The following is a 12824-nucleotide window of genomic DNA, read 5'->3' as shown; positions in this document are numbered from 1 at the left end:
ATCAGCACGGCGCGCCGCGCCACACAATAGCAACTATTCAGCAATCAGCGGATTGTGGTCCGCTGCACGCGATTCATCGGTCGGTGGATCAGCTGGCGAGCAGTGACCCGACTCGGGTGAACAGCGTGCCGCCTGCCGCCAACGGCAAGCGGCAGGCGGTCAAACCGGTTGTCTCGACCGGACGATCGTCGGGATAGACGAGCTCACTGTCCAACGCGCGCGACGCGGCGAGTCCATCGTCGACCGCGCCACCCGCGCCGAGTGCCACGCGGTGCCGAAGTAGCGGAAGGTCGCCGATGTCGGCGATCACATCGCCGCGCCAGCCACCGCCGTCGTCGCCGACCCGGCCGATCTGCACCCGTTCGCGCAACCGCAACCGGGCACCGGTCGCCAATCGGACCGTGGTGACGGCGTGATGGTGTGCGCCGCCCGCCACGATCGTCGGCCCCGGCTCGAAGTCCAGCTCGCCCCCTGCCGCGACCTCGAAACGCCACCGCGCGTTCGATAGCGGGGTCGCGGCGCTGGGCAACGCGATGGTCGCCGCCACCGAGCGGACCACCAATCGTGCGCCGGGGCCGACCCTGATCGCGATATCGAGCTCGTCACCGCCGAGTGGGGTGGCGGCAGTACCGATCATGTGCACCGTGTCGGGACCGGTGCGCCGGGCCGTCAGCCCACCGCTCGCATGGATCTCCGGTAGTGAGCCGACGGCCGCGACGATGCGTAATTCAGTGCGCAACGGCCGATTCGGCAGCGCCGGGCTGGTGATCCTGTTCGGCGACCGCTCGCAATTGCTCGCGCACCCAGCCGAGCACCGGCGTTGCCGCCGGATCGTCGGTGAGCGAAATCATTGCCGTCCGGCGTCCCTCGCGCACCTTCGCCGCGTCGCGCTCCATGACGCCGAGGTCGGCGCCGACCAGCGGGGCGAGATCGGTCTTGTTGATCACCAACAAGTCCGAGAAGGTGACGCCGGGGCCGCCCTTGCGCGGCACCTTGTCGCCGCCCGCGACATCGACGACAAAGATCTGCACGTCGATCAGCCCGGAGGAGAACGTCGCGGTGAGGTTGTCGCCGCCGGATTCCACCAGGATCAGATCGAGCGGCGGATTCGCCGCGATCAGATCGTCGATGGCGTCGAGGTTCGCGGTGATGTCGTCGCGAATGGCGGTGTGCGGGCAACCACCGGTCTGCACCGCGGCGATCCGCTCGTCCGGCAATACCGCGTGCCTGCGCAGGAAGTCCGCGTCCTCGGTGGTGTAGATGTCGTTGGTCAGCACCGCGAGCGACAGCTCGTCACGCAGCTGCCTGCACAGCGCGGCAACCAGCGCGGTCTTGCCGGAACCAACCGGTCCTCCGATGCCGATGCGCAGCGCCTCCCCCGCTGTGCGGGCACGCTTGGGCCGATTGTAGGTGTGAGCGTGCGGTTCGCCGTCGATCAGATGTGGGGGCATGAGTGAGGATCTCCTTGTCTCGGGTCCGGCGCGGTCAGCTGGCGAACAGCGGCATTTCCCGTTGCGCGTGGCGTTGGGCAAGCACGTCCTGCAATGGATCCGACAGCGCCGCGAGTCCGGTCGCGGCCTCGGCGGCGGTTCGATCGCACAGATCGGTGAGCCGGACCGTGCACGCGGCAATGGCGGCCGGATCCAAGGCGAGCAGTCGCTGGGCAGCGGTCGCCGCGCCGGTCAGTGTCGTGTAAAGGACGACACCCGCAGTCTCCAGCGGCGTGACCTCGCAGGCCGCACCGACCATGCCGAACACCGTGGACAGATGCGGACGCGACCCGAGCGCGACCCAATCATGTTGCGGCCAAATCTGTTTGGCCAGACGCAGGAGACCGCGACCTTGTGCGCGCGATGCCGTGCGGGCACCGGGCGCGGGCGTCCTCGCATCAGCCTCGGCCTCCGCACGGACCGGCTCGAGCACACCCGAGCACACCGCCGCCGCCAACGACGCGGCAACCAGCCCGGAGGTGCGTATCCGACGACGTAGGTAAAGCTCCACCGTCGCGACATCGCGCACGAGCCCGGAAGCAACCGCCTCCTCGACGCCGCCGGAGTGCACGTGCCCGCCTATCGGCAGCCGTGAATCGGCGAGCGTGAAAAGCATCGCCAGGCTGGTAGCTCGCTCGGCGGATCGTGACATCCGTCGATCCTATGCCCCGCGTGTCGGAGCCGACGCCCGGCGCTTTTTCCACACCGGCGACGTCAGCGGCGAAAGGTGCGTTCCATGAACCGCTGGGCTCGGCCACGGGTCAGGTCCGACCAGGCTTGCACGCCGGACGACCACCATGGAGCGATCTCGCGCGGCTTGGCGGTGATCGCGTGACAGACGAGGTCGGAGGCTTCGTCGACAGTGAGGCCGGGGACACGGCTGAAGTCGGTGGGTGCGCTCATCCTGGTGTGGACGAGGGGCATGTAGATCGAGGTGGTGGTGACCTTGTCGGCGGCGATTTCGGCGGCGACGCTGCGCAGCCAGACGTCGAAGGCGGATTTCGAGGCGCCATACGCCGCCCACCTCGGTGCGGGCGGCATCAGCACGCCCCAGGTGGAGATGTTGACGATGTGGCCCTGCCCGCGTGCACGCATACTCGGCAGCAATGTCAGCAGCAGCTTCACCGGGCCGAGGTAGTTCACGTCGATAGTGCGGGTGAAATCGTGGAAGCGATCATAGGATTCGTCGATCGACCGGCGAATCGACTTGCCCGCATTGTTCACCAGCACGTCGATGTGCCCATGCGCCTCGAGCAGTTCGCGGCCGAGCCGCTCAACGGCGTCCATGTCGGTCAAATCCGTGGGGTGCACGTGTGCGGTGCCACCCGCTACGGTGATCTCGGCGGCCACCTGCTCGAGGTCCGGGCGCGAACGCGCCACCAGCAGCACGATCGCACCGGCCGCTCCCAGCTTGGCGGCGCTGGCCTTACCGATGCCGTGCGACGCGCCGGTCACCAGGACGATCCGGCCGGAGACCTCCGCACGCAACAGTGTCTCGCGCGGCCGCGAGGTCGGGTAGAGCAGTCGGCTCGCGATCCGCTCGGCGAGCGGCCGTCCAATGCCGGTGGCCGGTGTCTCGTTCACACCCTCGACTGTATTGGCCGAGGAGCCACCGCACATCCGGTATCGACGGCCGATATGATCACCCGCCGTTCCCGAGGGCACCGCGGCAGGCCCTCTCGGCGCACTCCCGCGCCGGGGCGGTCGATGAAGCCGCGTCGTCCTCCGGCGCGATCAGCGATGCTGCCGCGGAGCGAAATAGGCCACGACTGCCATGACGACCAACAGCACAGCGCCGACCGACGTCGCCACATGCATGCCGGCGACGAACGACTCGCGTGCGGAGTCGATGAGGGCGGTGTTGCCGCCGGACCGCTGAACGGTCTCGCCCAGCGTGGCCGAGTAGTCCCCGCCCGACCGGAAGACCAAGGCCGCAACCGAACCCAGGAGCGCGAGGCCGAGGGCATTGCCCAGCTCGAAGCTGGTCTCGGAAATGCCGACGGCCGAGCCGGCCCGCTCCGGCGGCACCGAGGAGACCGCGACCTCGGACACCATGGTGAAGGCGAGGCCATAGCCGATACCAGCGATGGTGGATCCGATGAGATACCACGCGAGGCCGCCGTCGACGCCGACACCGAGCAGCAGCAGATTGCCGACCGCCGAGGCCAGCAGGGCGAACACGAAGGAATTCCGGATACCGAAGCGCCGGGCCACACGAGCGCCGCCCATCGAGAACACGAACACCGCCACCGCCATCGGGATGCCGAACATGGCTGCCGCCAAGGGGTCTCGCCCGGTGACCGACTGTAGATAGACGCTGGTGAGGTAGCTCATCGCGGCCAGCGACATCATGCCGGTCAGGCTCGAGCCGATCGCGACAGAGAACTGGGCCCGACGGAACAAGCGCAGATCGAGCAGCGGTTCGGCCAGCTGCCGCTGCCGCCGCACGAAGACGATCAGCAATGCCACACCGACCAACCCGATGGCGAGTGCCTCCACATCCAGACCTTCGGCCGCAAGGTGCTTGATCGCGTACACCACCGGAAGAATTCCGCCGATCGACAGCACGACACTCGGGATGTCCAGCGGGCCGAGCACACCGGAGCGGTGCTCCGGCAGCAGGAACGGGCCGAAGGCGAGCAGGATCAGCAGCACCGGAATGTTGATGAGAAAGACCGAGCCCCACCAGAAATGGTGCAGCAGCAGCCCGCCGAGGATGGGACCGACCGCCGAGCCGCCTGCGAAGAAGGCGGTCCACACGCCGATGGCGGCGGCACGCTCACGAGCATTCGGGAAGAGGCTGGAAATCAGGGCGAGGCTCGACGGCAGCAGCGTCGCGCCGCCAACGCCCATCAGAGCGCGCGCCGCTATCAGCACACCCGCGCTCGGCGCGAAGGCGGCGATGACCGATGCCACGCCGAAGACCGAGGCGCCGACAAGCAGGATATTGCGCCGCCCGATCCGGTCGCCGAGATTGCCCATGGCAATCAGCAGGCCCGCGATCAGGAAGCCATAGATGTCCAGGATCCACAGTTGCTGAGTGGCCGACGGGTCGAGGTCGAGGGTGAGGGTGGGCATGGCGAGGAACAGCACCGAGATGTCCATCGACACCAGCAGCACCGGCAGCACAAGCACCGCAAGACCCATCCAGGCCCGGCGCGAGCCGGCCGGTAATGGCGCCGTTGTCGGCCGCACTGCCTGCACCTCTGTCATTCCAACACCTCAGTCGATTCGATTCCCGTGTCGCGTACGCCGTACGCATCAGCCCGGGTACAGTGTACGCAACCGAGCCGGGAACTGGAAGCGAGTCATAGGATGACTGAGCCGAAGCTCACCAAATCCGCCATCGTCGACACCGCCATCACCTTGGCCGACACCGGCGGCCTGGATGCGCTGTCGATGCGCCACATCGCCGAGCGCATGGGCGTCGGCGCCATGTCGCTCTACCGGCACGTCGCGAACAAGGACGAGCTGCTCGCCGCGATGACCGACGAGGTCGCACGCCGCAATCCGTACCCGTCACCAGAGGGCAGGAACTGGACCTGGCGTGACCGGGTCCGCATCGCCGCCGAGATCGATTGGGCGCTCTACCAACAACATCCATGGGTGCTGCTCACCTTCGCGATGCCCCGCTACAGCTTCGGCCCACAGAGCCTGGCATGCCTGGCGTGGCTCGTCGAGGGGCTGCGCGAGCTGAACGTCTCGGCCCGCGAGGCGACCACCATGGCCTTCACGGTGTGGAACTACATCTCCGGCGCAACCTTGCCGCAGATCAGCGGCGCCCTGTTCGCCCGCGACGGAATCAACCCCGAAGGGGACAACGGACTGCGCGCCTTGCTGCAAGGAAAGTCACAACAGCCAGTTCCGCCCGCACTCGCCGAACTGGACGGCATCGGCGTGAGCGACCTGACCTCCGAGGACCTCCTCTACCTCGGCCTGTCCGCACTCTGCGACGGCTTCGAGGCGCGCGCCAAGCGGTAAGACTGCATGGCAGCGCCGCCAGCCCACTTGGGTAGACCTTCGCCGATACCTCTTTGCGCGTGCGCGTGCGCGGTCGTGGATCGGCAGTAGTCGCCCCCGAAACTGCGCACAGGCGCACATCTCGAGAGCAAGCATCTTCTCCTCGCCTGCGCGCACCTGAACGGCGAACACGGGGTCTCACCCTCCCATCCTTGCTGCCCCCGGCCCCGCCGGGCGTTGAGAGGCCCTGCCAGAGACACAAGTGCGTTAATGCGCATATCTACGTATGATGATCTATTTCGGCGCCGGTTCCGTAGCTGTACGCCCGCCATCGCACGGCGTACCAGCAATTGACCTGAACCATCGTTGATGTTGAAGAGTGGGTCGCGACCATCCCGCGAACAGGAGTCCCCGTGCACGTCATCCAACTTCATGCGTTCGGCCCCGCCGAGAACCTGCGCTACGAAAAGGTCCCGGATCCGGAACCCGGACCGAGCCAAGTGCGCATCGCGGTCGCGGCAGCCGGCGTCCACGTGATCGACACCGCCATCCGGAGCGGCGCGCAAGGCCCGGTCCCCCTCCCCGAGCTGCCCACTGTCCCAGGGCGCGAGGTCGCCGGGACCGTCGACCGGATCGGTCCCGATGTCGACACCGCATGGCTCGGCAAACAGGTCGTCGCGCATCTCGGCAACGCGCCCGGCGGCTACGCCCAGCTCGCAGTGACGGAAGCCGCTCGGCTGCACGAGATTCCGGACAATATCGATCCGGCGGCGGCGGTCGCCGTGATCGGCACCGGCCGCACCACCATGGGCATCCTGCAGTTCGCCGAGCTAGGCCCGGACAGCATCGCAGTGGTGACAGCCGCCGCGGGCGGCATCGGGACACTACTGGTCCAGTACGCCCGGAACACCGGGGCGACAGTGGTCGGACTCGCCGGCGGGCCCGCGAAAGTCGAACTGGTGCAACGCAATGGCGCGGACATCGCCGTCGACTACACCCAGTCCGACTGGGTCGAGCAGGTCCGAGCACAACTCGGCGACCGCAGCGCCACCATCCTTTTCGACTCGGTCGGCGGCGAAATCACCCGTGCCGCAGTACATCTACTCGGCAGAGGTGGACACCATCTCGTCTACGGCTGGTCCAGCAGAAAGCCCGGTGACCAGCCGTTCGCGTTCAGCGAGGAGGAAATGGCCGAGCGCGGCATCACTTCGCAGATGGTCATCGGACCGCCGATGCTGCAGCGAGTCGGCGGCACCGTCCGCATCCTCGAAGACCGCGCCCTCGCCGAGGCTGCCGCGGGCCGCCTGCGCCCAGCCGTCCAGCGCTTCGCGCTCGCCGACGCCGCGAACGCCCACCACGCACTGCAAACCCGCGCCACGGTCGGCAAAGTAGTCCTGATCCCCTGACCCCCACCCTGCCCGCGTACGAGCGGGACCTGGTTGCCGCATCTCCCCGAGAAGCGCCCTGCACCAGGTCCCGCTCGCGACGCTGCGATGGGATCAGGTGGGAGTCTCGGCGTTGACGATGGCGTAGACGAAGCCGTCCCAGCCTTTTGAGCCCACGGTTTGCAGGACGGTTGCGTCCAGCTGCGGGTTGTTCGACAGGAGTTCGATCAGATCGCGGCTGGCTTGAACCGCCGGTTCGGTGGACGCCCCGTCGGCCACCGCACCGTTGCGAACCACATTATCGACGATGATCACCGAATCGGGGCGGGTCAACCGCAGCGCCCACTGGACGTAGTTCGAGTTGTTCACCTTGTCGGCGTCGATGAATACCAGGTCGAAAGGCTCGGGCTCCTCGGCAGCGAGCACAGGCAGGCTGTCGAGCGCGGCACCGACTCGGATGTCGACCTGATCGCCCACACCGGCGCGGTCCACGTTCCCGCGCGCCACCTCGGCATGGCGAGGTTCGAATTCGAGGGTGACCACCAAACCCTTCTCCCCCACCGCACGGGCCAGCCAAATCGTGCTGTATCCGCCGAGTGTGCCGATCTCGAGCACCCGCCGCGCTCCGATCGACCGCGCGACCAGGTGCAGAAACTTCCCTTGTGCGGCGGATACATCGATGGCGGGCAGCCCTTCCGCCGCGTTCGTCGCCAGCGCCGCCGCCGTATCCCGGTCGCCCACCAGCCTGTCTGCGAGATAAGCGTCAACATCGGCCCAGTCGAATGTCGTCATAGTCGCAGTCTGCCACCGCGACAGGGTTGTCGCGGCTCGTGAACCCGGCCTGCCGATTTCGCGGCGCATGGTCTTGCGAGAGCCGCGGCGCAGCGAGTAGCCTGCGTCACAATCGAGACTGCTGCGTCTCACATTCGTCCCGGCTCGCCGTGGCGTTGCCGGAATCCAACCGATCGGGAGTACCGCCATGACAACCCGCCGGATCCGTTGGCACGCTGCCGCACTCACCGCCGGCCTGTTGGCACTCCCCTCCACATTCCTCACGCCCGCCGCCGCAGCGCCCGCCGACGGCGGTGCGGAGTATGTGGCGCTGGGCGATTCCGGCGCGGCGACGACCGGAGTGCAGAACTTCGATATCAGCGCTCCGCCGCAATGCGCCCGCTCCACCACCAACACCCCGAAGCTGGTCGCCAAGGACCTCGGCCTCCGGCTGGACGACCGGACGTGCAGCTCGGCCAAGATCACCGATCTCACCAGCTCCCAAGGCCCTGGCATCACACCGCAATTCGAAGCTCTCGGCCCCGATACCAGACTGGTGACCCTCCACATCGGCGCCAACGACGCCCAGATGACCAAGCACATCGTCACCTGCCACCTGGCCGGAATTGTCGGCGGAGCTTGCGTCGACCCCGCGTGGGACTCTGATATCGACGCCATCGCGGCACCGTATTCCGCTGCCCTGCAGCGGATTTCGAACCTCGCCCCGAAAGCCGCCATCTTCGTGGACGGGTGGCCCCTCTATGTCAGAGACGGCGGCTGCCCCGAACTCCCCGGCCTGCGCCCCGCCGACGCCCCCTACGTCCAGGCGAAATTCGACCGGCTCAACACCGTCGTTTCCCGTGAGGCAACCGCCCGATCGGCGACCTATATCGACACCAAATCCCGAGCCGCAGGCCACGATATGTGCGCCCCCACCGGAGTTCGCTGGTTCGACCCCGTTCTCGCCACCGAAACCCTTGTCCCCTACCACCCGACGCTCCAAGGCATGCGCGGCGTCGCCGACATCATTGTCCAGGCGATCCGCTCGGCAAGGTGACATCAGCCGCAAGAGTTGGCCGGGTTCTGCCGGGCCGTCACCGCAGCCGCGAAGTCGGGGCCGGCACGAATCACGACTGTGCCGGGTGTCGACGATCGGCCGGCTACGGACGACAGTGCTCGACTCCGCCGGCCCGGATCCCTGGAATGTGTGGATCCGCGCGTTCAGCCGGACCGGTTCACTCCAACCAGGACTTGCGCTGGTAGTACAGGTCCTCTTCGCTCGGCTCGTCGGGGACGACGATGTCGTCGCGGTTGGGCTTGCGTGTACCAGCGGGTGGCCGGCCCGGCACCGACCCGGGCGCTGACGGTGGGGCGGCGGCGAAGGTGGGCGACGGCGCAGGCGGCACGGGCGGCACGGGCGGCGGGGTGTACGAGGGCGGCGCGTCGGTCGGGTCGGGATCCGGGAACTTCTCGGCGTACTGACTGATGATGGCTTGCCCCGGGCCGTCTTCACCGACGGCGTTATGGACCAGGTCGGTGACCTGGGTGCGCAGTTTCGCCTGGGCGCGGCGGGTGCAGGCCATGAGTTCGGCGGAGAGGACGGCGGGGTCCATGCCGCGGGAACTCGGGGCGAGGTAGATGCCGGTGGTGACACCATTGGCATCGACGGTGACGCTGACGCGCTTGTCCGCGGAGGTCTCCGTCACGCTGACAGCGGCCATCCTGCCCTGCAGGTCCTGGTACTGCTGCGCTTTGCGCTCCAGATTCTCCGCCCACCGGGCCAGCTCATCGGCCGCGCCACTGAGATCGTTGCTCACCGATGTCGTCCCCTTCGCTGTGCGCCCGACCGCGCCGCTGGATGGGAACGCCCCGCCCCCACTCTGATTCGCCCGACCTTACCGACGCGCGCGAGTGGTGTGCAACCGACCGGTTACCGGGACCGGCTCAGAACAGGAAGTAGCGCTGTGCCATCGGCAGTTCGGCGGCGGGCTGTTCGGTCCAGACCTCGCCATCGATGCGGACGGTGAAAGTGTCGGGGTCCACTTCGATACGCGGCATGGCATCGTTGTGCGGCATATCGGCCTTGGTCCGCTTGCGAACGTTTTTGACGGGCAGCAGCTTTCGTCGCACATCGAGACGATCGGCGAGCCCGTCGCCGATCGCGTGTTCGGAGACGAAGTGCACGGAGGTGGACGCGGCGACGGCGGGCGCGGCGCCGAACATGGGACGCGGCAGCACCGGTTGCGGCGTCGGAATGGAGGCGTTGGCGTCGCCCATGGCCGCCCAGGCGATCATGCCGCCCTTGAGCACCGCGTGCGGGCGGACACCGAAGAAGGCGGGGTCCCAGAGGACCAGGTCGGCGAGCTTGCCGACTTCCACCGAGCCGATCTCGTCCTCGAGGCCGTGGGCGATCGCGGGGCAGATGGTGTACTTCGCGATGTAGCGCTGGACGCGGACATTGTCGGCAGTGCCGTCGCCGGGCAGCGCGCCACGGCGACGTTTCATCACGTGCGCGGTCTGCCAGGTGCGCATGACGACCTCGCCGATGCGGCCCATGGCTTGCGAATCGCTGCCGATCATGGAAATCGCGCCGAGGTCGTGCAGGAGATCCTCGGCGGCGATGGTGGAGGGACGAATGCGGCTCTCCGCGAACGCGAGATCCTCCGGAATGGAGGCGCTGAGATGATGGCACACCATCAGCATGTCCAGATGCTCGTCGAGAGTGTTGACGGTGTGCGGCCGAGTCGGATTGGTGGAGCTGGGCAGCACGTTGAGATGCGAAGCGACGGTGATGATGTCGGGCGCGTGGCCGCCGCCCGCGCCCTCGGTGTGATAAGCGTGGATGCCGCGGCCCGCGATGGCGGCGAGGGTGTCTTCGACGAAGCCCGCCTCGTTCAACGTGTCCGTATGCAAGGCGACCTGGACCCCCGCCGCTTCGGCGACGGTGAGGCAGGCATCGATGGCGGCCGGGGTCGAGCCCCAGTCCTCGTGCAGCTTGAAACCCGAAGCGCCGCCGCGCAATTGCTCCCACATCGATTCGGCGCTGACAGTGTTGCCCTTGCCGAGCAGCACAATGTTCATCGGCCAGCCGTCGGTGGCCTCCAGCATGCGCGCCAGATGCCAGGAACCGGGCGTCACGGTGGTCGCCTTGCTGCCCTCGGCGGGGCCGGTGCCGCCACCGATCAGCGTGGTGATGCCACCGCCGAGCGCCTCGTCCATCAGCTGCGGACAGATGAAGTGCACGTGGCAGTCGATGGCGCCCGCGGTGACGATCCGGCCGTTGCCTGCGATGATCTCGGTGGACGGCCCGACCACCAGGCCGGGATGCACGCCTGACATGGTTTCGGGGTTGCCCGCCTTGCCGATGGCACAGATCCGACCATCGCGAATACCGATGTCGGCCTTGATAATTCCCCAGTGGTCGACGATGACCGCACCGGTGATCACGGTGTCCGGCGCGCCCTCGGCGCGGGTGGCGCGGGCCTGCCCCATGGATTCGCGCAGCACCTTGCCACCGCCGAACACCGCCTCGTCGCCCGCCCGCCCGGGGCCGCCGCTGCGGTCCTCGGTGATCTCGATCAGCAGATCGGTATCGGCAAGGCGAATCCGGTCGCCGGCGGTGGGTCCGTACAGCTGGGCATAGCGGGCCCGGCTCAGTTCACCCATCGCGTCCTTCCTTCCGGAATACGGTGTCGCACAGGTCGAGCCCGCACGGCAGCGCGCTAGTCATCGAGACGGCCGGGCGGGGTCGGGCTGATGCCGTAGACCTCACGAGTGCCGCCGAGCGGCACCAGCGAGACACGTTGCCCGAGGCCGGGTTCGAAGCGGACGGCGGTCCCGGCCGGTATGTCGAGCCGACGCCCGTGCGCGGCGGCCCTGTCGAACCGCAACGCGGCATTGGCCTGCGGGAAATGCACGTGGCTGCCGACCTGGACCGGCCGGTCGCCGGCATTGACGACGTCGAGCTCGATGCGGTCCGCGCCTGCGTTCAGTTCGATAGTGCCTTCGGCACAGAGGTATTCACCGGGAATCATGGCGTGCTCACCCGATCGGGTGGTGGACGGTGACAAGCTTGGTGCCATCCGGGAAGGTAGCCTCGACCTGCACATCGTGGATCATCTCCGGCACACCCTCCATGACATCCGCGCGCGCGAGGACCGTTCGCCCCGACGACATCAGCTCCGCGACCGATCGCCCGTCCCGCGCGCCCTCCAGCACATGGTCGGTGATCAACGCGACCGCCTCGGGATGGTTGAGCTTGAGCCCGCGGGCCTGCCGACGCCGGGCCAGCTCGGCCGCGTAGCTCAACAGCAGCCGCTCCTGCTCGTGCGGCGAAAGACGCATACGGGCTCCTCAGCTGGGCGGATCGATGGATGACGGCCATTCTGGCACGGCCGATCCGACCATGCCCGACGAGCGGCCCGTCAGTCCCGGGCGGGCAGGTTCTGCAGGCGGACCTGCCCGCGCGCCACCGTGCGACCGGCGTCGTCGGTGAGTACCACCTGCCAGAGCTGCTGCAGCCGTCCGCGGTGCAGCGGCGTCGACTCGCCGTAGACTTTGCCCTCGCGGACCGCGCGCAGGAAGTCGGTGCTGTTGTTGACACCGACGACGGTCCCCTTATTACCCTGCGCGGCGAACCAGACGCCTGCGCCGACACTCGCGAGCGTTTCGACGATCGTGCAGTACACGCCACCGTTGATGATCCCGGCCAGCTGGAGCAGCTGCGGACCCGCGGTCAGTTCACCGCGCACGACGTCCGGGGTCACCTCGGTGAACTCGAGGCCGATCAGATCGGTGAAGGAGCCCTTGCTGAGCTCGGTCATGAGTTCGGGCGTGACATCGGCCAGCGATTCGATCGCGGTCACATGTTGCTGCGTCATACGTTCACCTTTACACCACACAAATGCGGCGACCGTGCCGGGGCGGTGCTTCCCGCGAGCCTTACTGCCCGACCGCGTGCCAGTTGTCGACGACAAGATCCCGGGTTCCCGTAGTCGCCGACCCTTCACATCACACCAGTTGCAAAGTTAGGTAAGCCTGACCTATACTAACTTCGGCGTTCGGATCGAGCGAGCCCCGAGGGCTGCGGCGGCCCCGATCCTTTGCCGGCGGGGGGGGGGGGGGGGGGTTTTATAGGTGGGGGCCCCCCCGGCGATGATCACGACAAAAAGTGAAGACAGCAACACATAAACAGCCGGGGGGGGGAAGCGAGCTAGAG

The 12824-nt window shown here is 67.6% G+C and carries 14 protein-coding genes; 3 read left to right on the top strand and 11 right to left on the bottom strand.

Annotation, left to right across the window (positions count from 1 at the left end; translation table 11 throughout):
- Positions 1 to 88: 88 nt before the first annotated feature.
- The 5 genes from ACFU4Z_RS16170 to ACFU4Z_RS16150 form a co-directional block, all read right to left on the bottom strand.
- Positions 89 to 739 carry an urease accessory protein UreD gene (locus ACFU4Z_RS16170; protein WP_379063550.1) on the bottom strand — a complete coding sequence of 217 codons (651 nt, stop codon included), beginning with the start codon at positions 737 to 739 and terminating at the stop codon, positions 89 to 91.
- Positions 729 to 1451 carry an urease accessory protein UreG gene (gene ureG, locus ACFU4Z_RS16165; RefSeq protein WP_379063549.1) on the bottom strand — a complete coding sequence of 241 codons (723 nt, stop codon included), beginning with the start codon at positions 1449 to 1451 and terminating at the stop codon, positions 729 to 731. Before ureG ends, ACFU4Z_RS16170 begins: the two co-directional genes overlap by 11 nt.
- 34 nt (positions 1452 to 1485) lie before the next feature.
- Positions 1486 to 2142: an urease accessory protein UreF gene (locus ACFU4Z_RS16160; RefSeq protein WP_379063548.1), complete on the bottom strand. Its 657-nt coding sequence runs from the start codon at positions 2140 to 2142 to the stop codon at positions 1486 to 1488.
- Positions 2143 to 2204: 62 nt separating this feature from the next.
- Positions 2205 to 3074: an SDR family NAD(P)-dependent oxidoreductase gene (locus ACFU4Z_RS16155; protein ID WP_379063546.1), complete on the bottom strand. Its 870-nt coding sequence runs from the start codon at positions 3072 to 3074 to the stop codon at positions 2205 to 2207.
- 150 nt (positions 3075 to 3224) lie between these two features.
- Positions 3225 to 4703 (bottom strand): MFS transporter, encoded by a 1479-nt coding sequence (locus ACFU4Z_RS16150; protein ID WP_379063544.1) that lies wholly within the window; start codon positions 4701 to 4703, stop codon positions 3225 to 3227.
- 102 nt (positions 4704 to 4805) lie between these two features.
- Here ACFU4Z_RS16150 and ACFU4Z_RS16145 point away from each other — a divergent pair, with 102 nt between their 5' ends.
- Positions 4806 to 5471, top strand: coding sequence for a TetR/AcrR family transcriptional regulator (locus tag ACFU4Z_RS16145; RefSeq protein ID WP_379063542.1), 666 nt, complete (start codon positions 4806 to 4808; stop codon positions 5469 to 5471).
- A gap of 392 nt (positions 5472 to 5863) precedes the next feature.
- Entirely contained in the window at positions 5864 to 6856 is a 993-nt protein-coding gene (locus ACFU4Z_RS16140) for a zinc-binding dehydrogenase (protein WP_379063540.1), read from the top strand.
- A 93-nt stretch (positions 6857 to 6949) separates the two neighbouring features.
- On the opposite strand, the gene ACFU4Z_RS16135 is transcribed toward ACFU4Z_RS16140, so the two are convergent.
- Complete coding sequence (locus tag ACFU4Z_RS16135) at positions 6950 to 7627, bottom strand: O-methyltransferase (protein ID WP_379063538.1); 678 nt, start codon at positions 7625 to 7627, stop codon at positions 6950 to 6952.
- A gap of 187 nt (positions 7628 to 7814) precedes the next feature.
- Between ACFU4Z_RS16135 and ACFU4Z_RS16130 the strand changes: the two genes are divergently transcribed.
- Positions 7815 to 8663, top strand: coding sequence for an SGNH/GDSL hydrolase family protein (locus ACFU4Z_RS16130; protein WP_379063536.1), 849 nt, complete (start codon positions 7815 to 7817; stop codon positions 8661 to 8663).
- Positions 8664 to 8841: 178 nt separating this feature from the next.
- On the opposite strand, the gene ACFU4Z_RS16125 is transcribed toward ACFU4Z_RS16130, so the two are convergent.
- From ACFU4Z_RS16125 to ACFU4Z_RS16105, 5 genes are all read right to left on the bottom strand, one after another.
- Positions 8842 to 9423, bottom strand: a complete 582-nt coding sequence (locus tag ACFU4Z_RS16125; protein WP_379063534.1) for a YbaB/EbfC family nucleoid-associated protein — start codon at positions 9421 to 9423, stop codon at positions 8842 to 8844.
- Between the two features lie 127 nt (positions 9424 to 9550).
- Entirely contained in the window at positions 9551 to 11272 is a 1722-nt protein-coding gene (locus ACFU4Z_RS16120; protein WP_379063532.1) for an urease subunit alpha, read from the bottom strand.
- Between the two features lie 56 nt (positions 11273 to 11328).
- On the bottom strand, positions 11329 to 11640 hold the full coding sequence (locus ACFU4Z_RS16115; protein ID WP_379063530.1) for an urease subunit beta: 312 nt from the start codon (positions 11638 to 11640) through the stop codon (positions 11329 to 11331).
- A 7-nt stretch (positions 11641 to 11647) separates the two neighbouring features.
- Complete coding sequence (locus ACFU4Z_RS16110) at positions 11648 to 11950, bottom strand: urease subunit gamma (RefSeq protein WP_379063528.1); 303 nt, start codon at positions 11948 to 11950, stop codon at positions 11648 to 11650.
- 80 nt (positions 11951 to 12030) lie between these two features.
- A complete protein-coding gene (locus tag ACFU4Z_RS16105) occupies positions 12031 to 12429 on the bottom strand; it encodes a PaaI family thioesterase (RefSeq protein WP_379064274.1) in 399 nt (132 codons plus the stop codon).
- Between the last annotated feature and the right edge of the window lie 395 nt (positions 12430 to 12824).

Source organism: Nocardia sp. NPDC057440 (assembly GCF_042802915.1).
Taxonomy (GTDB): Bacteria; Actinomycetota; Actinomycetes; order Mycobacteriales; family Mycobacteriaceae; genus Nocardia.
This window is presented reverse-complemented; position numbering and strand designations above follow the sequence as displayed.